Source organism: Streptomyces sp. NBC_01198, from assembly GCF_036010485.1.
Taxonomy (GTDB): domain Bacteria; phylum Actinomycetota; class Actinomycetes; order Streptomycetales; family Streptomycetaceae; genus Actinacidiphila.
Map to the genome: position 1 here is coordinate 4,536,954 of NZ_CP108568.1, position 24,775 is coordinate 4,561,728.

At 70.5% G+C, this 24,775-nt stretch carries 22 protein-coding genes and 1 pseudogene; 16 read left to right on the forward strand and 7 right to left on the reverse strand.

Annotation, left to right across the window (positions count from 1 at the left end; genetic code table 11):
* Nucleotides 1-111: 111 nt before the first annotated feature.
* Nucleotides 112-1,269 carry a serine/threonine-protein kinase gene (locus OG702_RS20305; RefSeq protein ID WP_327290323.1) on the reverse strand — a complete coding sequence of 386 codons (1,158 nt, stop codon included), beginning with the start codon at nt 1,267-1,269 and terminating at the stop codon, nt 112-114.
* 127 nt (nt 1,270-1,396) lie between these two features.
* Between OG702_RS20305 and OG702_RS20310 the strand changes: the two are divergent.
* The 4 genes and pseudogenes from OG702_RS20310 to OG702_RS20325 form a co-directional block, all read left to right on the forward strand.
* A pseudogene (locus OG702_RS20310) lies at nt 1,397-1,878 on the forward strand (hypothetical protein); the annotation flags it as partial.
* 203 nt (nt 1,879-2,081) lie between these two features.
* Entirely contained in the window at nt 2,082-2,651 is a 570-nt protein-coding gene (locus OG702_RS20315; protein WP_327293302.1) for a cysteine hydrolase family protein, read from the forward strand.
* Between the two features lie 4 nt (nt 2,652-2,655).
* Entirely contained in the window at nt 2,656-3,579 is a 924-nt protein-coding gene (locus tag OG702_RS20320) for a pyridine nucleotide-disulfide oxidoreductase (RefSeq protein ID WP_327290324.1), read from the forward strand.
* A 136-nt stretch (nt 3,580-3,715) separates the two neighbouring features.
* Nucleotides 3,716-4,753: an NAD-dependent epimerase/dehydratase family protein gene (locus OG702_RS20325; protein WP_327290325.1), complete on the forward strand. Its 1,038-nt coding sequence runs from the start codon at nt 3,716-3,718 to the stop codon at nt 4,751-4,753.
* Between the two features lie 6 nt (nt 4,754-4,759).
* Here the strand turns inward: OG702_RS20325 and OG702_RS20330 are convergent, their stop codons facing one another.
* Nucleotides 4,760-6,193, reverse strand: coding sequence for a DNA-binding protein (locus tag OG702_RS20330; protein ID WP_327290326.1), 1,434 nt, complete (start codon nt 6,191-6,193; stop codon nt 4,760-4,762).
* 228 nt (nt 6,194-6,421) lie between these two features.
* Between OG702_RS20330 and OG702_RS20335 the strand changes: the two genes are divergently transcribed.
* The 10 genes from OG702_RS20335 to OG702_RS20380 all read left to right on the forward strand — a co-directional run bounded on the left by OG702_RS20335 (nt 6,422) and on the right by OG702_RS20380 (nt 17,977).
* Nucleotides 6,422-6,805 carry an ATP-binding protein gene (locus OG702_RS20335; RefSeq protein ID WP_327290327.1) on the forward strand — a complete coding sequence of 128 codons (384 nt, stop codon included), beginning with the start codon at nt 6,422-6,424 and terminating at the stop codon, nt 6,803-6,805.
* Nucleotides 6,802-7,314 carry a hypothetical protein gene (locus OG702_RS20340; RefSeq protein ID WP_327290328.1) on the forward strand — a complete coding sequence of 171 codons (513 nt, stop codon included), beginning with the start codon at nt 6,802-6,804 and terminating at the stop codon, nt 7,312-7,314. Before OG702_RS20335 ends, OG702_RS20340 begins: the two co-directional genes overlap by 4 nt.
* A 159-nt stretch (nt 7,315-7,473) precedes the next feature.
* Nucleotides 7,474-7,650, forward strand: coding sequence for an FxLD family lanthipeptide (locus OG702_RS20345; protein ID WP_327290329.1), 177 nt, complete (start codon nt 7,474-7,476; stop codon nt 7,648-7,650).
* A gap of 73 nt (nt 7,651-7,723) precedes the next feature.
* Nucleotides 7,724-10,774, forward strand: coding sequence for a lantibiotic dehydratase (locus tag OG702_RS20350; RefSeq protein ID WP_327290330.1), 3,051 nt, complete (start codon nt 7,724-7,726; stop codon nt 10,772-10,774).
* Nucleotides 10,771-11,979 carry a lanthionine synthetase C family protein gene (locus OG702_RS20355; protein WP_327290331.1) on the forward strand — a complete coding sequence of 403 codons (1,209 nt, stop codon included), beginning with the start codon at nt 10,771-10,773 and terminating at the stop codon, nt 11,977-11,979. The genes OG702_RS20350 and OG702_RS20355 overlap by 4 nt, the downstream gene beginning before the upstream one ends.
* Before the next feature lie 17 nt (nt 11,980-11,996).
* Nucleotides 11,997-14,069, forward strand: a complete 2,073-nt coding sequence (fxlM, locus tag OG702_RS20360; RefSeq protein ID WP_327290332.1) for a methyltransferase, FxLD system — start codon at nt 11,997-11,999, stop codon at nt 14,067-14,069.
* Between the two features lie 72 nt (nt 14,070-14,141).
* A complete protein-coding gene (locus OG702_RS20365) occupies nt 14,142-15,836 on the forward strand; it encodes an NUDIX hydrolase (protein ID WP_327290333.1) in 1,695 nt (564 codons plus the stop codon).
* Nucleotides 15,837-15,871: 35 nt separating this feature from the next.
* Nucleotides 15,872-16,483, forward strand: coding sequence for a class IV adenylate cyclase (locus tag OG702_RS20370; RefSeq protein WP_327290334.1), 612 nt, complete (start codon nt 15,872-15,874; stop codon nt 16,481-16,483).
* Entirely contained in the window at nt 16,477-16,839 is a 363-nt protein-coding gene (locus OG702_RS20375) for a hypothetical protein (protein WP_327290335.1), read from the forward strand. Before OG702_RS20370 ends, OG702_RS20375 begins: the two co-directional genes overlap by 7 nt.
* Before the next feature lie 454 nt (nt 16,840-17,293).
* Nucleotides 17,294-17,977, forward strand: coding sequence for a restriction endonuclease (locus tag OG702_RS20380; RefSeq protein ID WP_327290336.1), 684 nt, complete (start codon nt 17,294-17,296; stop codon nt 17,975-17,977).
* Nucleotides 17,978-18,029: 52 nt separating this feature from the next.
* Here the strand turns inward: OG702_RS20380 and OG702_RS20385 are convergent, their stop codons facing one another.
* The 5 genes from OG702_RS20385 to OG702_RS20405 form a co-directional block, all read right to left on the reverse strand.
* Nucleotides 18,030-19,721 (reverse strand): relaxase/mobilization nuclease domain-containing protein, encoded by a 1,692-nt coding sequence (locus OG702_RS20385; protein WP_327290337.1) that lies wholly within the window; start codon nt 19,719-19,721, stop codon nt 18,030-18,032.
* Nucleotides 19,721-20,257 (reverse strand): MobC family plasmid mobilization relaxosome protein, encoded by a 537-nt coding sequence (locus tag OG702_RS20390; protein WP_327290338.1) that lies wholly within the window; start codon nt 20,255-20,257, stop codon nt 19,721-19,723. The genes OG702_RS20385 and OG702_RS20390 overlap by 1 nt, the downstream gene beginning before the upstream one ends.
* 603 nt (nt 20,258-20,860) lie before the next feature.
* On the reverse strand, nt 20,861-21,637 hold the full coding sequence (locus OG702_RS20395) for a DUF2637 domain-containing protein (protein WP_327290339.1): 777 nt from the start codon (nt 21,635-21,637) through the stop codon (nt 20,861-20,863).
* A 108-nt stretch (nt 21,638-21,745) separates the two neighbouring features.
* Nucleotides 21,746-22,438 (reverse strand): ATP-binding protein, encoded by a 693-nt coding sequence (locus OG702_RS20400; protein ID WP_327290340.1) that lies wholly within the window; start codon nt 22,436-22,438, stop codon nt 21,746-21,748.
* Nucleotides 22,435-23,358: a hypothetical protein gene (locus tag OG702_RS20405; RefSeq protein WP_327290341.1), complete on the reverse strand. Its 924-nt coding sequence runs from the start codon at nt 23,356-23,358 to the stop codon at nt 22,435-22,437. The genes OG702_RS20400 and OG702_RS20405 overlap by 4 nt, the downstream gene beginning before the upstream one ends.
* A 363-nt stretch (nt 23,359-23,721) precedes the next feature.
* On the opposite strand from OG702_RS20405, the gene OG702_RS20410 reads away from it, so the two are divergent.
* Nucleotides 23,722-24,240: a helix-turn-helix domain-containing protein gene (locus tag OG702_RS20410; RefSeq protein ID WP_327290342.1), complete on the forward strand. Its 519-nt coding sequence runs from the start codon at nt 23,722-23,724 to the stop codon at nt 24,238-24,240.
* 164 nt (nt 24,241-24,404) lie between these two features.
* Nucleotides 24,405-24,752 carry a helix-turn-helix domain-containing protein gene (locus OG702_RS20415; RefSeq protein WP_327290343.1) on the forward strand — a complete coding sequence of 116 codons (348 nt, stop codon included), beginning with the start codon at nt 24,405-24,407 and terminating at the stop codon, nt 24,750-24,752.
* The last annotated feature ends 23 nt before the right edge of the window (nt 24,753-24,775 follow it).

Genomic DNA, 24,775 nt, shown 5'->3' on the forward strand with positions numbered 1-24,775 from the left:
TCTGCGCCTGAACCCCACGTGGGTCTTTACCGCATCTGGCATGCGAGCGGTTCCGAGCCGCTCTATACACCTATTCCGCCTAGTTTCTCACTCGGCTCTGACAGGCCGCGGTCACAGCTTGGCGTTCACCGCATAGTCCGCCCGCAGTTCGTCCGCCACGCGCTTGGACGCCGGTGGCCTCCCGCTCGATCGCCGCGGCTTCGGCTCTGCCTGTTCCAGCAGGTCCGGCCCCGCGGGCTGCGGGAGGGGCACGGACGGCTGCTCCTCCTCCGCGTCGGATGTCTCAGAGGCAGGACTCGTCGAAAGACCGTCGAGGGGTGAGTCGGGACCGCCTGCTTCGACCCTGGCCTGGTCCTCCAGCACCCGTTCGAACGACGCGGACAACGGCTGCGCCGCCGGATCCCGCGTACTGCCTCCGGTCGTACGCGAGATCAGGGCAAGGCGGGCATCGGCCGGCGCCAGCCCGGCGACGTTCAGCATGTCCGCGCATGCGTCGGCCACGGCTTCCAGGGTTGGCCTGTCTTCCGGGAGATGGGCGAGCGTCGCCGCAATCAGCGGCTTGAGCTCCTCCGGTACGCCGCTCAGATCCGGGCCGATATCGGGATTCGCGACCTGAACGGCGATGGCCTCCCACCCCGCCCCGTCGTACGGGTAGTGGCGAGCCGCTGCGTACAGCAGCACCGTGCCCAACGCGTAGACATCCGCCGCGGCCGTCACCTTTGGGTGCCCGCTCGCCTGCTCAGGGGGCATGCAGCGCACCGTGCCGATGATCATGCCGCTGTGCGACAGCGACTCCTTCGCGGCGTCCATGAACGCGCCGAGTCCGAAGTCGATGATCATGGGCCCTTCCTTACCCATGATCACGTTCTGGGGCTTGAGGTCCCGATGGAGCAGCCCCGCCTCGTGTACGGCGCTCAGCCCTTCGGCGAGCAGCGCACCGAGGCTGGCGACGAGAGGAAGGGGCAGTGTCCCGTCCTCATCAACGCAGGCGAGGAGGGTCCGTCCGGCCACGTACTCCATCGCTAGCCAGGGCCTGTCGGCAAACGGGTCCGCATCCAGGAACCGCGCGACCCTGTTTGTGCCGACAACGGTTCGCGCGATGAGCGCCTCTTTCTCGAAGCGCGCTCGCATCAAGGGATCCAGCTTGTCGCTGCGGATCCGCTTCACTGCCACCGGATCACCGCCCGGAGTGTAGGCGAGGTAGACCTCACCCATGCCCCCCGAGCCCAGCTCCTTGGCCACGGTGTACCGGCCGATTCGCTCAGACATCCCCACCATCTACCGCTCAGCGCTCCCTCACCCACCCGAGCGCCTGCACACCAGGATCGGGCACCGGAACAGCGTAGGCGCTCCGGATCCGGCGTAGGTCGGGTTTCGTCGTTCATATGCATCAGCTGAGCTGCCCGGCGAGTGGTGGGCGACGCTGAACGCCTCCCTGGACGCCCTGGCGAGCGCCCACACCACCAGGGGTCGCCACACCGGACACCGTCACGATCACTCAGGGTCACGTAGACGAAGTCATCCGGGCGGCCCTCCCCGGCCTCCGGGCTACGGGGGGAGCAATGGCGTCCCCCTCACGCCGACCTGAACTGGGCGAACGTGACGGGACCGCGGTTCTGCCCGGTCGACTGGGAGGACTGGGGCATGGCCCCACGCGGGCTGGATTCGGCATCGCTGTGGGCGCAGTCCCTCGCCGTCCCGTAGTTGGCCGAGCGGGTGCGCAGGGAGCGTGACAGTGACCTCAGCAGCCAGGACGGCGAGGTGATGGCGCTGTTCTCCTGCGCCAAGATCGCGGGCCCGTACGCACACCCAGAAGACCCACGACTCCAGCCAGTCCGACTGGCAGCCGAGCAGCTGATCACGGAGCTTCGGTCCGACTGCCCCAGAGGCCACCGACGGAGCTCAACGGCGGATGATCGCCACCCACGTGATGAGCGAGAGCGCACGGCGGAAACAGAGCCCAGTACGCCTCCATGCAAGGAGATCATGATGAAGACGAGCAGACCTCAGATCGACTGCCCTGCACTGGGTCCTCACAGGGAACGACGGGAGAGAACGACGTGGCCGTCACGGATGCTGTGGTGAACATCGATGGCGCGGCCCTGGTCGTCATCGACATGCAGAACGGCTTCATCAACCACCACAGTCGGCACATCGTGCCGGTGGTCTCCGAACTCGTATCCCGGTGGTCGGCTGCGGGCCGTCCTGTCGTCTTCACTCGCTACCACAATTACCCCGGCAGCCCTTTCGAGCGCTTCTTCGGCTGGACCCGGCTTCAAGACCCACCTGAAACGGAGATCGCTCCAGAGCTGGTTACGCACGCTGCGTCCGCATACGCCGTGCTCGACAAGGCTGGGTACTCCTTATTTACCGACGAGGCAGTCGCCCTGCTCGCGGACGCAGGCTGGACCGATCTCGTCTTCTGCGGCATCGCTACGGACTCCTGTGTTCTGAAGTCCGCCGCGGATGCCTTCGAGCGGGGCCACGCTCCCTGGATCGTCACCGACGCCTCCGCCAGCGACGCGGGGCCAGCCGTCCATGACTCGGGACTCGTGGTGGCTCGCCGGATGATCGGCCCGCGCCAACTGATGCTCACGGAATGCCTCTTGGCGCAGCTGATCCCGGAGGTGGAGGCTCCGGTGCTGGAATAGCACCATGACAGCGACCGCCCCTCCCGGCCACGCCTCCACAGACCTGATCATCGTAGGTGGGGGCCCTGCCGGCTGCGCCGCGGCGGTGATGGCCGCAAGCGTCGGCATGCGGTCCGTCCTATTCGAGCCAGACGCCTTGTGCGCCAAAATTCGGCATATCGCTGCTATCGATAACGTCGTAGGCGGTCACACCACTGGACCCGAACTCGCCGCCGCCATCGCGAGAGACGTTGCCCGCACTGAACTCTGCGAGGCCGACCTCGGGGCACGGGCGAGCGAGGTCCACGCCTTTGCCGACCACGTGACGGTCACCACCGACGCCGGCCGCGAGGTCGCAGCCCCGTATGCGGTCGTGGCAACCGGAGTGGGCCCGCTGTCCACAGCAGCAGCTCCTTGGCTCACGGTGTCGACGGACTCGGCTCTGCCCACTCTCTGGGGTGCCAAAGTCGCAGAGAGACCGACCACTTCCGTCCTCGTGATTGGCGCTGACCGTCCCTTGGGCACTTTCCTCCGCGCCCACCCGGCTCTCGATGCGACGGTCCTGGTCGCCTATCCGCCGGTCGACGACTATAAGGTCGACGAAGTAGGCCACGACGCTCGCGTCGCGCTAATGCCGGTCGCCTGCTTGTCGGTTCGTGCTCAGGGCGCCTCCGCGGTCACTGCAGAGTGGGTCGACAGAGAGGGCCGCCACGGCGCCCAAACAGTCGACGCGGCTTACCTCAACCTCGGCAGTTCCCCAGCATCCCCGCCAGGCGACATCGTGCGCGACAGCTCCGGCTACTGTCCGCCCGACCGCCAGCACCCGCGCATCATCACTGCCGGAGACCTGCGCTCGGCCCGCTTCCAGCGCATCATGGCCGCAACCGGCTCGGGTAGTGAGGCCGCGCTGCGCGCCTACTACGACCTACGGGGCGTGCCGTCTGCGTAGTTCGGACGGGGCTCTCCGCCAGCCGAGAGAGATTCTGTGACCCTGGGTCCTGGCGTGGCTCTTACGCCAACGCCACGCATCCCAAGGCAGTGGAGGTGGTAGCGACACCTGGTCCATTACCGGCAGGATCGCCACCATGAAGCTGTTGGTGCTGGGCGGCAGTTGGTTCCTCGGACGGGAAGTCGTCGAGGAGGCGAAACAGCGCGGGTGGGAAGTCACCACCTTCAACCGGGGCCGGTCGGCGCCGGATCCGGAAGGTGTGACCGCTGTTCACGGGGACCGGTCCGATCCGGCGAGCCTGGCGTATCTGGCCGAGCTGGGGCCGTGGGATGCGGTGGTGGACACTTCCGCATCGGAGATGCCTCCGAAGGTGGTCCTGGAGGGCACGCGGGCGCTGGCAGGTGCCACCGGGCGGTACGTGTATGTGTCGACGGTGTCGGTGTATCAGGGCTGGCCTGACGAGGCGCTCACCGAGACGTCGCCGGTGCTACCGTGCCCGGCAGACGCCGGCCCCGAGTACGGGGCCATGCCGCCCGGCGCTGACGGCCCGAACACGCACTACGGCACCCAGAAGGCCGGGGCGGAGAACGCCGTCCTGGAGGTGTTCAAGGACCGGTCGGTGGTGCTGCGGCCGGGCGTGATTCTGGGGCCGGGCGAGTATGTGGGGCGGCTGCCGTGGTGGTTGCGCCGCACCGAGACCGGCGGCCGGATCCTGGCGCCGGGCGATCCTGCCCGGAGCATCCAGCCTGTGGACGTGCGCGACGTCGCGGCCTTCGCCGTCGACCAGGCTCAAGCTCCTACCGGCGGGGTCTACAACGTGACGGCGCCAGTGGGCCGGGAGACGATGGGCGGCTTCCTCCGCTCGTGCCTGGAAGTCACCGGCAGCACGGGCGAATTGGTGTGGGCCCCCGACGCCTTCCTTGTGGACCAGGGCGTGCGGCAGTGGACGGAACTGCCGCTGTGGCGCACTCACGCCGGGGTGTGGCGGATCGACTCGGCAGGCGCGTACGCAGCGGGCCTGACCTGCCGGCCGCTGGAACAGACCGTAGAGGACACCTGGGCGTGGCTCCAGGCTGACGGGCGGCCGGTTGACCACCCGCGGTGGGCCGAGCACGGCATGGATCCCGAGCAGGAGGCTCGCATTCTGGCCGCGCTCGGCAGCGGGCTCAGCTGAGTCCGCTCACCCTTCCAGCGCCGAACGGCTACCCGGCGCCACCCCGCGCTGCGCGCCGGCAGGAGCCCGGTGGAAGTCCTCCAGGCGCTCACCGAGCGCCGCAGCGGTGGCCGAACCGTGGAACTGCTGCGCTGTCAGGGCGTGGCGGACGCTGGAGGTGCGCTCCAGCAGTCCGTGGACTCGCTGCTGGGCGGGGATGACCCACACCCGGTGCAGGGCGTCTTCGGCTCCGTCGAGATCGCCACTCAGCAGGCGTGCTGCGGCATGGTTGGCCGCGGCACCGCCGAGCACGGGCGGGGACTGCTGCGCGGTGGGACGGCTCTCGATGAGTTGGAGGGCCCGCTGCGCTGCGGCCTCGGCGTTGGGACCGTCGCCGAGGAGCAGGTACGTGGAGCCGTTGGACATTGCCAGCCGCTCGTCGGAGAACCCGAATTCGCCGCCGACGCCTTCGTGAAGATCATCGCGACGGGTGCCCACGGGCTCTTCGGATGTGCGCAGGGCCTGGAGGGCGGCTTCGACGTTGCCCAGGTGCCCGTACGCCCGCGCCTCGATCGTGGCGAGGCGGCGTCGCGCGATGTCTCCCAGTCCGGGGATCGCCTGCGCGGCCTGGGCGAAGCGGACAGCCTCGGCGGGCTGATCGTTGAAGTAGGCGATGTACGCGAGGGTGCCTCCGGCGAACGCCTGCAGCGGCGTGAACCGGGCGATCTCCCCGTACAGAGCCGCGGTACGGGACAGGCGTTTCGCGCCGTCCAGGGACCCCAGGTCGAAGGCGGACACAGCCAGCAAAGCGCAGGTCTGGCCGGCGATTATGACCAGTTCCTGTTGCTGGGTCGGGACCGCGGTGCGGTCGCGGAGAGCCTCCGCCTCGTCCCGCAACGCCTTTGCGCGGTGAAAGACGTCCGCCGAAGTGATGGTGTTGTACCCGCGGGCCAGCGTGAGCACGTCTTCGCGCAGCTGGTCGAGGGAGATGTCCGAGACGGACTGTGCGGCGGCACCGGCTCGGTCTTGGGCGTCACGTGCGGTCATTGCGATCTCTGCTTCCAGGTCGTACGAGGGTTGAGTCTCGGCGAGTTGCAGCTCCGGCGCCTGGAACAGACGCCCGGCCGGCACCACCCCGAAAATCTCTTCCAGCACTCGGCACGCCTCTGCACGAGGCAGTTTCGTCAGTGATCCGCTGGTCCATCGCCTGAATTGCGGCTCGGAGACGGTCAGCTCGAAACCGACGACTCGTCGAGCGGTTCGCCGGAACATGTCCTCGAAGTCCCGGTAGCTCCAGACGCGCTCGATCACGAGCGCCTTCAATAATGTCGGGACGTCGGCCGTGGCCGGCTCCTCGCTTTCGGTGCGGCGAGACAGGCAGGTGTGAGACTCCCCAGACAGGAGTACCCGCGCAGACGGTGCGTCGCAACGCTTCACCGTGAAGAGATAGCCATGCGACACCTCGGCGATACCCGGGCATCGTCAACGGCGAACAAATGATGCGCCCCACGGCATGGCGGCGATATCCGCTCCACCTCCAATCTGACTCTCATCACGGAGAGGAGCGCCGTAAGCACGCTTTCTCTCGCCATCTTCAGGCCAGGGGGCCGGGTGAGTACAGGCGTGAACGACGTTGGAGAGAGAGCGGTACCGGCGGTGCCGGCGGTCCCCGCGCCCGAGACGTGGAGCATGTGGTTCACGCCGATACCGAAGGCGGTCCGGACCGCACGTCACCAAGTGAGTCGGGCCTTGACTGCCTGGGGCGTACCTGAAGACGCGGTGGAGACGGCTGTGTTGGTCACCAGCGAACTGCTGACCAACGCGATTCGGCACTGCCACTACGACGACCCCGCTCACCTCGTGCTCGTGCGCATCACCGATGAGGGCACCGAACTACGGCTGGAGGTGTCCGACCCCAGCCGTGTGCGTCCCCGGCCGGGCACCGCTACGAGCGATGCCGAGAGTGGGCGCGGCCTGATGCTGGTGCGGGCCGCTGCCGCCGGCTTCGGGGCACGCGACCGTGAGCCGGATGGCAAGACCGTCTGGGCGACCGTGGGAAAGAGCCGCCGATGATGCCGGGCTCCGCTAACGCATGGCGCTCCCCGCACGTGCATCCGCGCCTGGAGTACCGCGGCAACCACACCGCGTTCGAGCGCGACGGATACCGGCGACGCTACTGGTTAGCCGGCTGCACGGCGCGCACGCCAGAGGCGGCACAGGAGTGGATCCGCCGCCGTGTACGGGAGACCGCGGTGCAGCTCGACGGCCCCGCGCAGAAGATCGCCAGGGCTTGGCTGAACGACCCCCGCGCACAGCAGATGACGCTCTCCAGGCTGCGGGACGGTCGGCCGGTAACGTTCCTCCTCAGCGACGACCAGGCCAGGTACGAGGTGTTCGTGCAGGGCCTGCCCGTGGCCGAGGGGGGATACCGCGCTCCGGCGGGGCCGATCCCCCAGGTCCCTCGCAGCAGGCACACTCACGGCCGCAAGAAGCCCAGCATCCGGCGCCGCATAGTCAGCCGACTGGCCATACCCACCCTCATCTTCGCCGGGGCGTTCGCCGCTCTGCTCACACCCCACTGAGCGGACCACAGACTGCCGCCCCGGCGCACCGGATGCCGCGAGCCCGGCGCGTCGGGGTGGCGAAAGACCCCGGCCCGAGACAAGCAGCCAGCACCTCCCCGTTGCGGGCATGGCACCTCGGGCCGGGCAGCACCAGTCCCTTTCACATGAGGAGTTGGCATGAGCCCAAACATCACGCCCATCACCAGCGCAGCCTCTACGACCGCCCCGGCCGGATCGGACGGCTTCGACCTGGACGTGTACCTGGTCGAGGTCGGCGACACCGCCGGGCTGGTCAACCTGACCGACGACGGCTGCGGCTCGACCTGCGGCGCCTGCACCACCAACGTGGCCTGACTCAGAGCGCACCCACCCCAGGCCGGTGCCCTGCCTCAAGGGCACCGGCCGCCGGCTGGACCAGGAGGATGAGATGGCTTCGAGCACCGCGTTCCGTGCCGGCCGTACCGCGCTCGTCCGCGCGGTGGCCCGCCCGGACCTTGCCCTGTCCGCGTGCCCGGACCTGGACGACACCTCACCGCACGCCGCGGCGGCTCGTCTCGCTTGGCTCCGCGACACCTGGTCGCGGCCGGATGTCGCCGAGGCCCTGACGCACGCGAGTCCTGCTCTTGCCTCCCAGGTGGAAGCCCTGTGCGCCGCCACCACGCCGCCCGCGCGTGACGTGCGGCGCGCGGTCTCCTCCGTCGCCCGCTACGCGTTACGTGCCGAGCATCGGGCTACCCCGTTCGGCCTGTTCGCCGGGGTGACGACAGCCAGGCTGGGGGCGAGGACGGCCGCCCGTTGGGGGACGGGCCACACCGTCATCGGCCGCGCGAGCGCAGAGTGGCTGGCTGCCGTGGTCGAGGAGCTGGAGTCCTCGCCCGAGCTGGTTGACCGCCTGCACGTGGTCCTCAACAACACCGCCGCGCGCCGCGGCGACCGCCTGGTGGTGCCCTACCGCTCGGACGTCGATGGCACACGCCGGCGGGCGGTCGAGGCGTCCGTGGCTTTGACCGGGCCCGTGCAGCTGGTGGTGGAGGTGGCCCGGGAGCCGATCCGCGCGGGGCTTCTGGTCGAGAAGCTGGCGACCGAGTTCCCGGCCGCCGACGTCGCTCGGGCTCGCCGCCTGGTCGGGGAGCTGATCCGCAACGAGGTTCTGATCACGAACCTGCGCGCGCCGAGCACCGAGACTGACGCCCTGGCCCACCTGCTGCGGCAGTCGGAGGCGATCGGTGTAGCCCATGTCACCAGCCAACTACAGGCCGTCTACCAGGCCTTGGAGCACTGTGACACTGCGGACGGGCGCAAGCGCGCCACGGCCCGTATGCGCGGCCTCGTGCCGGAACTGCGCCGCCACCCGCTGGCCCTGGACCTGCGCCTCGATGCCGACGTCGAGTTGCCCGAAGGCGTGGTCCGGGAGATCGAGCGTGCCGCTGGCGTCCTGGCCCGGGTCAGCGCCCTGCCGTACGGGACGGAGGCGTGGAAGGCGTATCAGCGCCGCTTCTACGAGCGGTACGGCATCGGCACGATGGTGCCCTTGGCCGAAGTCATCGTGGACAGCGGCACCGGCTTCCCCGACGGCTACCCGGGCGCTCCTGATACGCGCCGGTCCCGCCTGAACGAGCGGCACGACGCCCTGCTGCGGCTGGCACAGACAGCGGTCCTGGACAGCCGCGACGAGATCGTGCTCACCGACGAGGTGATCGACGCCCTGGACCTGGGCCTGGACACGCCCCGCGTCCCGCCGCACATCGAGATCGGCGTGCGCGTTCACGCCACCAGCACCGAGGAGTTAGCCCGGGGACGGTTCCGCCTGGAAGTCGCCAGCGTCTCCCGCGGTGCCGGCGTCACCACCGGCCGGTTCCTGCCCGTCCTCGCGCCGGGCGACTGCAAGCGCCTGACCGCGGAGCTGGCCGACCTGCCCACCGCCGACCCGCGCAGCGTGGCCGCCCAGATCTCGTTCCCGCCGCTGCTGGCGTCCACCGCGCACGTCACCCGGGCCCCGCGGGTCCTGCCCATCGTGATCAGCGTCGGGGAGCACCGCCCCGCAGCCGCCGGCATGCTCGGCCCCGACGACCTGGCCGTGGCCTGCGACGGCCGCCGCATGTACCTGGCCGCGCCCCGGCACGGCCTGCGCATCGAACCGGCCGGGATGCACGCCCTGAACCTGCACGAGCACACCCCGCCGCTCGTGCGGTTCCTCACCGAGCTGTCCCGGGCGCAGTGCGCGCAGGTCACCGCCTTCGACTGGGGGGCGGCAAACGCGATGCCGTTCCTGCCACGGGTCCGCTACGGGCGCACGATCCTCGCACCGGCCCGGTGGCGACTCGACGCTGCGGAGCTTCTCGGCCGCGACGAGGACCACGCCAACTGGTCGGCCGATCTGCAGGAGTGGCGAGAACGGCGCCGCATGCCGGCCCGCGTCGAGCTCGTCGAGGACGATCGCCGACTGCTCCTGGACCTCGACGACGCCGCGCACCGCAGCCTCCTGCGCCAGCACCTGCAGCACACCGGTTCCGCCGTGCTGACCGAAACACCGGACGCCGACGCGTACGGATGGTGCGGCGGCCGGGCGCACGAGCTCGTCGTGCCGCTCAAGGCAACCCGCCCGCCCGCGTGGCCCCCGCTGCCGACGCCGACACCCGCCCGCACCCTGTCACCCGACCAGACCCAGACCCCGGGCGTCTCCTCCGTCCTGCTGGCCACCCTGTACGGCGACCGCCGCCGCCAGGACGACCTGTTAGCCCGGCACATCCCGGGCCTGCTGGAACACCTCGGGGGGCCGCCGTGGTGGTTCATTCGCTTCCGCGACCCCGACCACCACCTGCGCCTGCGGATCGCCCTGCCCGACCCCGGGGCGTTCGCCGCGACCGCGCAGACTGTGGCGGCGTGGGCGGACGAGCTGCGCGCCGCGCGGCTGCTGGCCGACGTGCGGTTCCCCACCTCCTTCCGGGAGATGGGCCGCTGGGGCTCCGGGACGGCGTGGAACGCCGCTGAGGACGTCTTCCGAGCCGACTCCCGCGCCGTCGCCGCCCAGCTCGGCCTTGCGCAACGCCCGCACCACCGCGTGCTGGTTGCCGCCCACTCCGTCGCCATCACCAACGCCTTCCTCGGGACCACGGAAGCCGGAATGCGCTGGCTGATCGACCACATCCCGGCCACCTGTCCCACGCCGGTCGCCCGACCGCAGTTCGCCGACGTCGTCCACCTCGCCGACCCCACGGACGACTGGGCGGCGCTGCGCGGTGTCCCGGGCGGGCAGGCCGTCATCGAGGCGTGGGCCGATCGGGCCGCGGCGCTCGCCGCGTACCGGCCGCACCTGCCCGGCCTGGACACCGACGGCATCCGCCTGGACGACGTCGTGTCCTCGCTGCTGCACGTCCACTTCGTGCGCCACTTGGCAGTCGACTTCCCCGAGGAAGAAGTCTGCCTGCACCTGACACGAGCCGCCGCCCTGGCCTGGATGTCCCGGAGCCGTCGATGACCATCCGCACCGCGCCGTCCGTCGCCGACCTGCTCGCCGACCCCGCGACCGCCCCTATGCCGGCCAGGACGCTGACCGCCGACCGGCAGCACCTGGCGTACGGGCCGCTGGGGATCGCGCTGCTGCACATCGAGCGTGCCGCCGCCGGCCTCGGCCCGTGGCAGCGCGCCCACGACTGGATGGCCGTCGCGACCGTCCAGCCGTTCACCGCCGGACCCGACAGCCACCCCTTCTACGGCGCCCCTGCACTGGCCCACGTCGTCGCCTGCGCTGCCGACCACCAACCCGGCCGCTACCAGCCCACGCTGGCCGCACTGGACGCGCAGATCACCAGGGACGCCCGGCACCGCTTGGACGCCGCACACCGGCGTATCGACGCCGGCGAGCTGCCCCGCCTGTCGGAGTTCGACACCATCCGGGGCCTGACTGGATACGGCGCGTACCTCCTGCACCGCGACCCGTCCGCCCCCATCGTGCGGGACGTACTTGAGTATCTGGTCCGCCTGGTCGACCCCGTCCACGTCGAAGGGGAGCGGCTGCCTGGCTGGTGGACCAGCGACGGCCCGTCAGGCAGGCGCGACCCGCTGTTCCCCCGCGGGCACGCCAACAGCGGCCTCGCGCACGGCATCGGCGGTGTCCTGGCATTCCTAGCACTCGCTGCCCGGCGCGGCACCGTCGTGCACGGCCACCTCGACGCGATACGCAGCATCCTGACGTGGTTGGACAGCTGGCGGGAAGCCGGGAGCCCGGGGATCAGCTGGCCGTACTGGGTGACCCTCCGCGAGCTGCGAGCCAGGCGCCTGGCACCGACTGCAGCGCGACGCCCCTCCTGGTGCTACGGCACCGCGGGCCTGGCCCGCGCCCGGCAGCTCGCCGCTATCGCGCTCGGCGACCAGGCCCTGCAAGTGGAGGCCGAGATCACGCTCCTCGCCGCTTTCACCGACCTCCCGCAGATGCAGGCCACCACCGACGACGGTCTGTGCCACGGCTTCGCCGGCCTCGCCCACATCGCCACCCGCGCCGCCGAAGACGCCGACCCGGCCACCGCCTCGCGGCTACGTGCCGCGATCCCGGCCCTGCTGGACCAGATCGGACCGCCGGACCTCGCATCGCCCGGCTTCCTCGACGGCGCGGCCGGTGTCGCCCTGGCCCAATCCGACTCCACGCCCATATCCCGCTGGGACGCCTGCCTGCTCATCGCCTGACCAGATCGAAGGACCCCATGGACCCGGAACGCTGGCACCAGCACAACGTGACCTTCACCGACCGCGACAGCGGCAAGCGCGCCATTACCGAGCGGCTCGGCCCCGCTCTCCTCGCGGCCGAGAGCGCCGGACAGATCAACGGCTGGTGGTTCATGAACAAGCAGCCGTGGCCGCTGCGTTACCGGGCCGTGCAGCCCTCGCCGCTTGTGGAGAACGTGCTGAGCGAGCTCGTCGACGACGGCACGGTGACGTCGTGGCTGCCCGGCCTGTACGAGCCGGAATCCGCGGCCTTCGGTGGGCCCCTGTCGATGGACGCCGCCCACGACCTGTTCCACGAGGACAGCCGGCACCTGCTCACCTACCAGCCCGGCCCCGGTCGGCTCGGACGCAAAGAGAGCGCGGTCTTGCTCATCAGCGCCATGTTGCGCGCCGCCAACCTGGACTGGTTCGAGCAGGGCGACGTGTGGGCGAAAGCCGCCGCGCTGCGGCCGGCCGCTCCCGCCCCCGAAGTGTCAGCCCTGATACCGGCGATGCGGACCCTGATGACCGTCGACGCCCGCAGCCTGTGCCGACCGGGCCGCCCGCTGGACGGGCACGCCGAGTGGGTGGCCGCCTTCGAGCGGGCCGGAACCAGGCTGGCCTACCTCGCCACCGGGGCCGGACTGACGCGCGGTGTGCGCGCCGTCCTGGCCCACCACGTGATCTTCCACGCCAACCGCGCCGGTCTCCGTCTCGGAGACCAGAGCGCCCTGTTCGCCATCGCACGAGAGGCAGTCATGGGATCCAGCGACAACACCGCGCCGTCCGCCGAGGGCACGCCGCAAGCCGCTAGCGTCGGAGCGGTGACTACCGACACCCTCGCCACCAACGGGGCCGACGCCACGCAGCTCCGTAATGCCCTGGTCGACCAGATCCGGCAGGCCGGACAGGCCCGATCGGCCGCCGTCGAGGCCGCGCTGCGCGCCGTACCGCGGCATCTGTTCGTGCCCGACGCGTCCCTGGAAGACGCCTACGCCAACAGCCCGGTCAACATCAAGTACGACGACGACGGCACCGCCATCTCCTGCGCCTCGCAGCCCACGGTGGTCGCCCTCATGCTCGACCAGCTCGGAGTGCTGCCCGGGATGCGTGTCCTCGAACTCGGCGCGGGCACCGGTTACAACGCCGCGCTCCTCGCGCAACTGGTCGGCAACGCCGGTCACGTCACGACCATCGACGTCGACGAGGACTTGGTGGAAGGAGCCCGCGCGCACCTGGCCGCCGCCGGGTTCCCCCACGTCGAGGCCCTGACGCGAGACGGGGCGCTCGGCCACGCCGGCAGCGGACCGTACGACCGGATCATCGCCACGGTCGGCGCGCACGGCGTCCCCCACGCCTGGCTCGACCAGCTGGCCCCCGGCGGCCGGCTCGTCGTCCCGCAGCGCCTCAAGGGCAGCGTCTCCCGGTCCATCGCCTACGAGTCGCACGACGGGCGTTGGCGGAGCGTCAGCAGCCAGATGAACACCTTCATGCCGCTGCGGCGCGGCATCGCCGACGACGACCGGCGCATCATCCCCCTCAGCGCCGACGGCAAGGTGCGTCTCCAGGCCCCGGCCGGCCACGGCATCGACGCAGACGCGCTCGCGAGCGTGCTCGACCAGCCGCGCGTGGAGGAGTGGACCGGCATGACGGTCCGCGCCATGGAGTCCCCGGAGTGGATGGAGCTGTTCGTCTCCGCGAGCCTGCCATCCGGTCTGGTCCGGATGCTGTTCCCCGCGGCCGCCAAGGGCACGCTGCTCACCGACGACCCCTACCCGTCGGCGACCGCCGCCGTCGACAAGGGCGCCGTCACCTACCTCGCGCGCCGCCTGTTGAAACAGACGACGCCGGACGGCGGCAAGCTCTGGGAGTTCGGCGCCATCGGGCACGGCCCCGGCAGCGACGAGCTGGCCGCCAAGGTCGCCGACGCCATCCGCACCTGGGACCGCGACTACCGCGGCCGCGAAGCCAGCTTCGAGATCCAGCCGCTGGACGCCCCCACGATCGAGGAGCGACCGGGCCGGTTCGCCCTGGACACCCCGCTGAACCGCATGGTCGTCGACTGGCAGTAGCAGCCGATGTCCCGCCGGTGGGGCCCACGCGCTCCACCGGCCCACGCCGCGCCGCACACCCCAGGGGGAGATATGGACCCACACGGCCAGATAGCCCGGCGTTTCCCGCTCATCGCCCGCCACCGCCCCGCCTGCCTGCCGCTACCCGACCGCCTGCGAACCCTGGCAGAACTGGCGGTTCAGGCAGCGAAGCGCTCCCATCCGGGAACCGCCTCGACGGTCTTCAACCAATCCGCGCTGCTCGCCTCCGACGTGGGCCTGCCCGACCTCGCCCGCACGATGTGCCACCGGCACGCCAGCGCCTACCTCCAGGCGTGTCCGCTCCCGGCCATGAGCGCCATCCGGGGCCTGGAGCCCCTGGTCAACCTCGCCCGCCTGCAGATCCGCGCCGGCCACGGCGACGACGGTCGCGCCCGCCTCCTGGCCCTGTACGAGGCAGTCAGCGCCGGCGAACCCGTCGCCTTCGAAGGAACCGAGGTGCCAGGCGACCTGACCCGCACTGAGAAGGATCGGCAGGAGGTCCGGGCGTGGCTGTGGCGGGTCGTCCTCGCCGACGGCACCCGCACCCTGACCAACACCGGCCGGTGGCGCGAAGCCCTCGCCCACATCGAGCAGCACCGCGGCATCGGCACCCGCATGCTCGACGGCCGCCAAGTCGCCGTCGTCGCCGCCCTCACCGAAGGCGACACCGGACGTGCCCAGCAGCTCCTCAACACCACCGCACCCGGCGACCCGTGGGAGCAGGCCGTCACCGACGCGCTGGTTGTCCTGTGCCTCAACGACGCCGGCCGGGAGACGTCCACCCTGCTGAGCAACTTGGTCGACTACTGCCGCGCCCGAGAGGCCAGTCCGGGGATGACCGTCTTCGACACACGCCTCGGCCTCACCGTGCTCGACATCGCAGTGTCCACGGACCATCCGGCCGCCCGTGCCCTCGTGGAGGACCTGGCCCGCCGGACGATGGCCGCGCGCGACGGCTATGCAGCCCGCGAGTTGCTGGCAGACCCCCTGTGGGCCGTCGTCGCCACCGAGGACCAGACCCGGGACTGCCGTGATCTGGTCTACGCCTGCGGCCTCGACTCTGGGCTCCTGGCCTCGGAGCACTCCGACTCGCTGGCCTATGGCCTGAATTCCAGCGAAGAGGTGATCAAGGCCTGGTTGTCCGTCACAGCGTCCAAGGACTCATGGAGCACCCGGGCAACTCGGCGGTGGGTTGCCGCCGAGCCGACGAGTACCGCACGGCGCGACGGTCCGCTGACCCGCCCCCGGCCAGCGCTAGCCTCGGCCGCTGTGAGCACAACCCAGCCCGACCGTGGTCCGGCCCGCGACGCCTCCGTCGTCGTAGCCCGCGACGAAAGCGGCCTCGTAGCCCTCCTCAGCGCCCACTTCCCCGACCACGGAGGTGACTACCTCTTCCTCCCAGGCGGCCGCAAGGAACCCGGTGAAACCGACGAGGATTGCGCGCGCCGCGAACTACGCGAAGAGGCCGGCATCACCGCGACGCTCTGGCGCCCCCTCGGCACATACGCGCTCACGCTCGCCTCTGCCGCCCGCATCCACCTTTACGAAGCCCGGCACCTCACCCTCGGAGCGCAGGAACTGACCCCCACCGAGCAGGACTTCAAGCTTGCCTGGTGGCCTATGGATCAAGCCTTGGACGCCGCAGCCGAAGGCCGCTTCCTCCTCCCTGCTGGCCCTCTGGCTCTCTTCCTCGCAAGCAGGCCGGAGCGACACCAGAATGCCGAGACCACGACCGTTCAGGGTTGAGCGGTGCTCCGCCGAACACAGAGAGGCACGACACCATGAAGCACGAGTACGAAGCGAAGTTCCTGGCCGTGGATGTCGTCGACCTCCAGGCCAAGCTGACGTCCCTGGGAGCGGTTCGGGCCTTCCCTCGCACCCTGCTCACCCGGAAGATCTTCGAGAGCGACGCCCTGGACGGCTCCCAGTGGGTGCGGCTGCGCGACGAGGGGACGCGTACGACGCTCACCCTTAAGCAGGTCACCGACGCCGGCTCCATCCACGGCACCACCGAGATCGAGACCGAGGTGAGTGACCTGGGCGCTATGGCCGAGATCCTCACCAACCTGGGTCTGCGTGAGGTGCGCTACCAGGAGAACTACCGCGAGGAATGGCAGCTTGGCGATGTCGCTTTCGACTTCGACACCTGGCCCGACCTCCCCACTTTCCTGGAGATCGAAGGCCCCGACGAGCAGTCGGTCCGCCAGGCGGCAGCCGAGCTCGGACTGGAGTACGCCCAGGCGCGCTTCGGCAGCGTGGACGCCATCTACAAGAGTGAGGCCGGCCGCGACATCCTCACCGAGCCCACCCTCCTGTTCGCCGACACGGCGCGGGACGAGGCACTGCGGGCTATCCGCACCCGGCCGGTGAAAGCTGGGACGAAGTCGTGCTGACGGAGGTCTCCCGCCAGCACCGCGTGATCCCGGGCATAGCGGCGTTCGTCCGCGGCGGGCTGCCGGAACCCGCCGTGACCGATGACGGCAACGAGTGGAGTGACGGGCACTGCTGGCTGTTCTGCGGTCGGCAGTGGAGCCGCGTCCTGTGGATCGGCCCTGCCAGCGTCGCTGGAGCCGAGGCGCCGATGTACGCGTGCGGATCCTGCCTTCGCGAACTGCAGGAGCGCATCTGGCAGGCCATTCTCCTGAAGGACGATCCCCCGCTTCCCGCCCAGCCCAGCAGGACCGGGGTCCAGCACTCCACTGCTGCGAAGCAGTCGGGCAGGCACCGGCGCCAGCGTCGCAAGCCCTGACTCCGCCCGGAACTGCTGGCGTGGAGCATCTGCTCCAGCGCAAGGCCAGCGGCGTGCCGATCATGGCGCGAATTGGTTACTCTTTGCGATCTTGCCGCCACTGATTGTCAGTGGTGGCTGTCAGCATCCATACGTGCGGGGACGGTTGACGAATGGAGGGGGGCGGCATGCCCTGGATAGACAGCTATGCCAGGTCCGACGGAACGAAGGTGCGGGCCCATTTCCGCCCCGCTGCGGGATCAAGCAGCGGGGTCTTGTTCGGCGTGATTCTGATCGCCGCCGCCAGTTACCACGGCGGCCACGCCCCGGCTGATACGGGACACGTGGTCCCACGCCCCGCCAGCACCGTGCACTATCCGATCACCTTCCCGCCCGTGGCACCCAAGCGCCAATCGGCGGTGCCGCGGTCGACGGTGTCCTATCCGATCAGGTTCCCCTCGCCCGGAGCCGCACGGTGAGCGCCAAGAAGCCGGCCAGGCACCGGCGCACGAAGAAGAACCGCGAGGCCGACCTGCTCGTACTTCTCGGGGTGGCCGTCGCAGCGATCTGGCTCGTGGTGACGGTGCTCGCCTGGCTGTTCGCCCACTGGTGGATCCTTCTCCTTCTCCTAGTCGTGGTGGCGGCCGGTGGTGGGACATGGGGCTATCAGCGTTTCCAGAACGCGCAGTGGGAGACCGTACGGTCCCAGAGCCTGCGCTACGCGCTCACGCAGCTCGACGCCCTCCACCACCGCCAGTTCGAGTACGCCATACGAGACCTCATGCGCAGGGACGGCTGTCGCAACGCCGTCCAGGTCGGTGGCACCGGCGACAACGGTGCTGACGTCAAGGCCACCGATCCCTTCGGCCGCCGCTGGGTCATCCAGTGCAAGCACCGCCGCGACGGCGACCGCGGATCCGCCGTCGGAACACCAGACCTGCACGTCCTGAACGGCACCGCCCGGCAGTTGCACGGCGCGGACGTCGTCGTCCTGGTCACCAACGGCCGCTTCTCCGCCAACTGCCCGCCCCTGGCCAAGTCCCAGAGACTCCACTTGGTCGACCGGCGCCTGCTGGGCATGTGGGCGTCGGGTTCACAGCCCATATGGGAAGTGCTGCGTGAGCTTCCGCCTCCGCGGAGAGCATCCACGCTCTCTTGACGGCCGCGGTGACCGGCGTCAGATGTGCCCGGCCCCAATGGCTTCGCTCCTCCTATCGGCGGTGAAGCGACCCCAGTTCCGGCGGGACGTTCCCGGAAGGTGCTGGCGTGGAGCCGGGGCTGGGTCGCGCAACTCCTATGGCCGTGCGGGCTTGGGCTGCTTGGACCCGGCGGTTGGGGGTGGTGGTGAGGCGCCAGGTGAGGACTTCGGCGGGTGAGTGGGCGGTGTCGAGTTCGCGTTCGGCGGTTACTTGCTGGAGGAGAGTGGGGAGGTGGTGGCCGGCAGTTTCGGCTTGGGCGAGGGTGGTGGCCAGGGCGGGCCAGGCCGGGTCGGTGAGGATGCGGTCTGCGTGGTCAGGGATGGCCCGGCGGACGGTGGTCTCCAGGCGGTGGGTGGTGTGGGGGCGTGGGGTGCTGCGGGCGAGGTCGGCCAGGACGGGGGCGGCGGCGTGGTGGTAGCCGGCCTGGAGGTGGGTGAGGGTCTGGTGCGCGGCGGCTGCTTGCTGCTGGTAGCCGCGTTGCTCGTACCAGCGGGTGGCGGCGATGGCCAGGTGGAGGAGGGTGGCGATCACTGCGACGGGCAGGCCGCCGGCGTCGTGGGAGGCGTAGATGAGGTCCTTCGCTGCTTCGCGTAGGGCGGTTGCTTTGTGGTGGTCGGCGCGGATCGCGGAGCGTCGGGCGCGGTTGAAGGCGACGGCTGCGGCGCGGAGTTCGGCCTTGTAGGTGGGTGGGGCGTGCAGGGCGGTGTTGTGGAGCATGGTGCTGTAGGCGGCGAGGTGCGCCTGGGCTGCGGCGTCGTCGCCGCTGTCGAGGATCTTCGCTGTCTGGCGTAGGGCGTTATCGGCGTGCTGCCAGGTTTCGCGGGGGTGGGGACGGGATCGTCGGGCCGGGGCTTGTTCGGGGTGGGTGAGGGTTTCGCGGATGCGGACGATGGATAGATCGGGGGCGAGTTTCGAGCCGCCGTAGAAGACGGGTTCGCCGTGGGTGTTGGTGTCGCCGGGGGCGGCGAGGCTGTAGCCGGTGACGTCCCCGGTCTGCGGTCCGAGGCGCTTGTTGACGGTGATGCCGAGGCTGCCCAGGACGTCGAAGAACTCCTGCTCGCTGCCGACGGCGGCCAGCACGGCGTATGCCTGCTCGCGTAGCCACTCCCTGCTGGTCACCGTCCGACCGAGGCGCTCGGCCTTCGCGCGTTCGGCACTGGTGGGGGTCTTGGGGGCGGTCATGTCGCCGGTCTTGAGCTGCCGCATCCCGAACTCGGCTTCGATCAGGCGGCATTCGGCTTGGGCGCGCATGCCGTCGCGGTTGGTGCGGGCGCGGCGGCCGTCGGCGCGTACGGAGATGGCGGCGATGTGGATGTGGTCGTGGGCGTGCCGGACCGCGATCCACCGGCAGGACAAGTCATCGCCCTCGGGGGCGATGCCGGTGGCTGCGACAATCCGGCGGGCGACCTCGGCCCACTCCGGATCGGTGAGGTAGCGGTCGCCGGGCGCGGTGCGCACGGGGCAGTGCCAGACGTGCTTGGCCGGCATCTTCCCGGTCTCCTTCGCCCGCAGCCGCGCGTGCAGGTCGAGGCGGCCGGCAAGTCGGCCGATGGTGGCGTTCGGGTCGCGCCCGGGGTCGGGGGCGCCCGTCATGTCCCAGGCGGCGACGATGTGCGGGTCGGTGTGCTCGTCACGGCGGCCCGGTCCGAACAGGTAGTAGAGCAGGCCGGCGGTGTGGGAGCCGGTGGAGACGTCAGGGACCATCAGGCCGCCTGCTGCTTGCCGACGAACCCGTCGAGAAGCGTGAAGGCGTTCTCCACGGTCTGATCGACGCGGTCCAGGATGTGCTCGGCGTGGTCGGGGATGACACCGGAGTTGATGGCGTGGGTGATCTGGTTGAGGTTGTTGCCGGTCCGCCGCAGCTGGGCGATCAGCTGCTCGACGGCCTCGACGAGCGGGCGTGCCGGGTCGTCCTCGGGGCTGCTGGTCGTGGTCTTGCCGAGGGCGTGGGCGTAGGCGACGTCACCGACGTAGCCGGCGAAGAACTGGCCGCGCGCTTGGGCGGCGGCCTGGATCACCGCGTCCGCGGTCGGGGTGAAGCGGATGCTGTGCACCCGGTCGCGGGTCTCCTTGGTGCGCTTGCGGTACAGCGGTGTTGGCAGCGGCGGATCAGCCGAATCGCGCGCAGACAACGGCTCGTCGGTAGGCGTGAGGGGCGGGCGGTGGCCGCAGGCCGGGCAGCGGTTGCCGATGGGCATCGGCGGGTTGTCCTGGGTGAGGCCGCGCTCGGCCTCACTCACCTGGTCCGGCGCCCCCTGGCGCCGGGCCTCCTCCGCCCCCGCCGGGGCGGAGGCAAGCGCGGACGAAACCCGAAAGGAGTGTCGACCGCTCCAGCTTGCTCCGCCGGAGGCATGGCGTTCGGTGCTGTCTGTGCCGTTGAGGGAGCGGGCGGAGGCGGTACTGGTCTCGTCGGGGACAGGGCGGGTGTGTGGAGTGGGGATGACGGGCGTTTCGTTGCGGAGGGGCATCAGGGGCTCGTTTCGGCGCTGAAGGGCGTGTGGGTGGGCGGGCCGGACGCTGCTGCGCGGCCGGTCTCTTGCTGACTGCTTGGGGCGCTGTGTTCCGTCGCGGAACAGGCAGCGGGAGCGGGTTCCGCGGCGGAGCGGAGGTCTTGCTCCGTGGCGGGACAGGGAAGGGGCGTGCGTTCAGTTTCTGAGCCCGGCCTCTGCTCAGTTTCTGAACGGCCCGCCTGTTCAGAAACTGAGCAGAGGCCGGCGGGCCGTGTGGAGAGGGCGTGGGTGGTGGTCCGGAGGCATTCGGGTGGGGGACCGCCGTTTGGCGTATTGACCGGATGGGCGGACCAGCTGGGGCTGGTCCGCCGGTTGAGCTGGGGAGACTTCCGGTCAGTGGCCGTCGCGTTCGCGGCGCAGCGTGGCGATGAGCTGGGTGAGGCGGTCCTCGCTGATGGTGTGGCCGGCGTCGCGGATGGCGTCGCGGACCACGGCGCGGGTGGGGGTTTCGTGCAGATGGAAGGCGGGGCGGGCGAGGACGAGGAGCTCGTCGAGTTCCGCGCTGGGAGGCCTGCCGATGCGGCGGACCGGGTGGTCGCTTCTGTGGCGTGCCGGCGGGAGTTCGGGGTGGGTGTGCTGGATCTCCTGATCGGAGCCGCCCGGCACCTCGACGGGGATGTCGGGCTCGCGCTCGGCGGTCTCGGGCCGTGTGCCGCTGCCGGTCGTCGGCGAGGTGGTGTCGGCGCGGGTGATGAGGATGTGGAGGTGGACGGCTCCGGCGAGGGCCAGCGGGGCGATGGTGGACAGGATGCCGACGGTGGTGTCGCCCAGGTGGAGGCCGGTGGTGGGGGTTTGCTGGTTGAGGCGGACGGCGTGGAGGGCGTTGGCCCAGATGCTGGCGGTGGTGGCGGTTGCGAACAGGGTCCAGATGTAGAGGCGGGCGCGGAAGGGTGCGGTGCGCAGGACGAGGAGCGCGCGGACGCCGTAGGCGATGAAGCCGTCGATGACCAGGGGGAAGAGGTAGGTCAGGGCGGGGCGTATGTGGATGGCGATGGCGATCTGCTGGAGAGCGTCGTAGGACAGGGTGCAGCCGGCGGCACCGAGGAGCGCGACGGCTGCGCGGTCCCAGGCGGTTGCCCGGTGGGCTGTGGCGGGGGTGTTCGGGGGCATGCGGGAACTCCGGGTGTGGGTTCTGCTTCCGCGCGCGGGCAGGCGTCAGCGCAGGAGCGAGGCGTGGGAGTGGCGTGACGGCGGGTCCGCGGGGCGGCCCGGGGCCGGTTACGAGGCGGCGGTGCGCCTTCTGCGGTCGTGGCCGGTGAGGATGACGCGGTCGGTCATCTCGGCGAGGCGTGAGGCGACGCGGTCGCCGACGGCGTCGCGGAGCTCGGCGACGGGCAGGTTGGTGGTGATCAGGGTCGGCAGGAGCTGGTTGTAGCGGTGGTTGACCAGGCGGTAGGTCAGCTCTTCCGTCCACGGGGACTGCTTGGCCGCGCCGAGGTCGTCCAGCAGCAGGAGCGGGCTGCGGGCCAGGCGCCAGAGTTGCTGCTCGGGGTCGCTGCCCTGTTGGGGGCGTTGGGCGGCGTAGAGGTCGGCGGCGGTCGTTGCCTCCCACCGCAGCCGGACACCGGCAGCCAGGAGGGCGCGGATCGCGCCGTACGCCTGGTGGGTCTTGCCGGTGCCGGTCGGCCCCGCGATCAGCAGCGACGGCCCTGTCGCGATGCCGGGTACGCCGCCCGGCCCGCGCCGGCCGGTGCGGGCGATCTCGTCGGTCCAGGCGGTGATACGCGGGTGGTCGGCCAGCGCGTGGCGGTACCGGGGCGGGATGCGGGCATCGGCAAGCTGCAGCGCAGTGACCGGCTCCGGCTCCGGGATGACCTCGGCTCGTGGGTCAATGCCCCGGTCGGCGAGGATCGCGGTGAGACGGCTCACCGCCCCGGCGGCGGTGCGGGGTTCGCGGGTTGCGGTGGTCACAGGTCACCGCCGTAGGCGTCCTCGACGTCTGCCGGGTTGGTCCACGCACGGTGCACCGTCCGGGGGTCGGTCCGTGCCGGAGTGGCGTTCATCGCTTCGTTGACCAGGCTCGGCAGGACGCTCGGGCTCAGCCCCTTGGTCCGCAGCCGGTCCAGTCCGGCGCGGATGTGGTCGGCGGCGATGTCCTCGCCCAGGAGCTGGTGGACTTCCCGGCCGAGGTGCCCGAGGACTTTCTCCGGCGGGCGGTGCGCGCATGCCGCGACGTACTCGCCGATGAGCTGCTTCGCCGAGACGGTGGGGCTGGGCGCGGGGGCGCTCGCGCTCCCCGAAGGGACAGATCCTAGGTCCAGGATCCTAGGTCCTAGATCCGGACAGTGAGCCCTCACCGAGGGCTCACTGAGTCCTCCGTGAGCCCTCGGTGAGGGCTCGTTGAACCCCACCTGACCTCCGGGTTCGCGATTCAGTGAGAGTGCATGCGTTTGCTGTGAGTCCTCAGCGAGTCCTCCGTGAGGGCTCACTGACTCCTCACGGAGGACTCGCCGATCTCGTCGTGACGGCTCACTGCTCCCGGCGGCCTCGTGGCGGGGGCAGACGGGTGCGCGGACGCCGCTGGGGCGGTTGATCTTCTGGTGGTGGTGCCAGGTGACGATGTGCAGGTACTGCTTGGCGTCGTCGCCTTCGTAGCGGCAGATGAGGTCGGCGCCGGCGAGCTGTGTGAGGTCGTCCTCGACGCCGAGGGGGCCGTGGTCGGGGCGCAGCGACCACAGCAGTCCGGCGATGACGGCGGGTTGGTCGCGGAAGCGGCCGTGGTCGTCGGCCTGGGTGAGCAGGCCGAAGAAGGTCCGCTCGGCCGACAGCGACACCGCGGCCAGGGACTCCGAGGCGAAGGCCTCGGGCTTGATCGTGCGTATCCGGGCCATGCCTCAGCACCCCGCCTTCGGGGCGGGCTGTGGCGAGGGGGATGCGAGCACGGCGGGCAGGGCCGTACGCTGGTTCACAGAAGTTCCTCTCCTGGCGGGCTTCGGGGCGGCAACCCCGGGGCCGTATGCCGGTACTGGTCGTTCAGGGATGGGCGGTCTTCGAGGGTTCTGCTTCAGCCCCCGGCGTATCAGCGCCGGGGGCTTTGTCGTGTGTGGGTGGTCGGTGGGCAGGGTGCGGGGGATGGTAGGAGAATACCACATCTCTGCGGATCGCAGCAACTAGTTGCAATCGGCAGAACGGCGTGTATCCTAGTAGTCTCCCTGCGGATTGCAGTGAGATACTACGAACGGAAGGAGTGGTGGGTGGGCGACAACGAGGAGGACCTGCCAGGCCCGAGCATCAACCAGCTCGCCGGCGAGGAGAACGTCGCGGTGCGCATCAAGCTCGAACGGGACTCCCGCGGCTGGAGCACCAACGCCCTGTCCGACCGCCTCAACGCCGCCGGCTACGAGATGAACCCCTCCGCCGTGTGGCGGATCGAGAACGGCCAGCGCCGGGTCACCGTCGACGACGCCCTCGGCTTCGCCGAGGTCTTCGGCATCTCCCTGGCCAACCTCGTCGGCCCCCCGAGGCTCGCCGCCCACGCCCGCGCGACGGAGCTCGTCGAGGACATCAGACGCGCCTACCGCGCCTCCCACATGGCCAACCTCGCCGCCGCCCAGGCCCGCGACGCCCTCGACGCCTACCTCGACGAACACCCAGATGTCCGCGAAGAAGCCGAAGCCGCCGCGTCCCTCGCCGTCGCCGAAGAACTCATCGGCCTGCCCCAGCCGTACCAACTGCGCAACCGCCCCAGCCCCAACCAGAAGGACACCGAATAGCCCCGCCTGCAAGCCCCCGCACCGCACCGCCCATCCCTGAGCACCACACCGGCGAGCCCACGGAGTTGCCGCTCCACACGCCGCCAGAAGAGGACACCCCGTGCGTCATCCCGCCATGCCCGCGACCTCCCCTGCCCGCGCCCGCGCGGAGGAGGCGACCGCCCATGCCTGAACGCCCCCAGCACGAGGCCCCGGTGCCCCGGCTCTACCGCCCCGAGGACCTAGCCCACGTCCTCGGCTGCTCCGCCTGGTGGGTCCAGGACCGTGCCCGCCGACGCCTCATCCCCTTCACACGGGTCGGCCGCGCGTACCGCTTCACCGCCGAACACCTCGCCGAGATCATCCGCCTCAACGAAGAGCGCCCGGCGCGGATACCGACGCCCGACGTGGCCGCTCAGAGGCCGGTTCCCCAGCCACCCGTGTCCAGGGCTGCCCATCCCGTCCAAGTGGAACGCCTTCGCGCGCGTTCTCCCCGCCGCCTACGCCGCGACCAGTTCGATACGGCCGCGTAGAGCGACACTGGAGAGGAGGACCC

What these genes read in the sequence shown, in the direction of transcription:
- OG702_RS20340 (WP_327290328.1), top strand. Translation starts at nt 6,802, where the DNA reads ATGATGCCGGGCTCCGCTAACGCATGGCGCTCCCCGCACGTGCATCCG.
- OG702_RS20370 (WP_327290334.1), top strand. Translation starts at nt 15,872, where the DNA reads ATGAAGCACGAGTACGAAGCGAAGTTCCTGGCCGTGGATGTCGTCGAC.
- OG702_RS20395 (WP_327290339.1), bottom strand. Translation starts at nt 21,637, where the DNA reads ATGCCCCCGAACACCCCCGCCACAGCCCACCGGGCAACCGCCTGGGAC.
- OG702_RS20335 (WP_327290327.1), top strand. Translation starts at nt 6,422, where the DNA reads ATGTGGTTCACGCCGATACCGAAGGCGGTCCGGACCGCACGTCACCAA.
- OG702_RS20385 (WP_327290337.1), bottom strand. Translation starts at nt 19,721, where the DNA reads ATGGTCCCTGACGTCTCCACCGGCTCCCACACCGCCGGCCTGCTCTAC.
- fxlM (WP_327290332.1), top strand. Translation starts at nt 11,997, where the DNA reads ATGGACCCGGAACGCTGGCACCAGCACAACGTGACCTTCACCGACCGC.
- OG702_RS20415 (WP_327290343.1), top strand. Translation starts at nt 24,405, where the DNA reads ATGCCTGAACGCCCCCAGCACGAGGCCCCGGTGCCCCGGCTCTACCGC.
- OG702_RS20355 (WP_327290331.1), top strand. Translation starts at nt 10,771, where the DNA reads ATGACCATCCGCACCGCGCCGTCCGTCGCCGACCTGCTCGCCGACCCC.
- OG702_RS20350 (WP_327290330.1), top strand. Translation starts at nt 7,724, where the DNA reads ATGGCTTCGAGCACCGCGTTCCGTGCCGGCCGTACCGCGCTCGTCCGC.
- OG702_RS20325 (WP_327290325.1), top strand. Translation starts at nt 3,716, where the DNA reads ATGAAGCTGTTGGTGCTGGGCGGCAGTTGGTTCCTCGGACGGGAAGTC.
- OG702_RS20365 (WP_327290333.1), top strand. Translation starts at nt 14,142, where the DNA reads ATGGACCCACACGGCCAGATAGCCCGGCGTTTCCCGCTCATCGCCCGC.
- OG702_RS20405 (WP_327290341.1), bottom strand. Translation starts at nt 23,358, where the DNA reads ATGGCCCGGATACGCACGATCAAGCCCGAGGCCTTCGCCTCGGAGTCC.
- OG702_RS20345 (WP_327290329.1), top strand. Translation starts at nt 7,474, where the DNA reads ATGAGCCCAAACATCACGCCCATCACCAGCGCAGCCTCTACGACCGCC.
- OG702_RS20305 (WP_327290323.1), bottom strand. Translation starts at nt 1,269, where the DNA reads ATGTCTGAGCGAATCGGCCGGTACACCGTGGCCAAGGAGCTGGGCTCG.
- OG702_RS20320 (WP_327290324.1), top strand. Translation starts at nt 2,656, where the DNA reads ATGACAGCGACCGCCCCTCCCGGCCACGCCTCCACAGACCTGATCATC.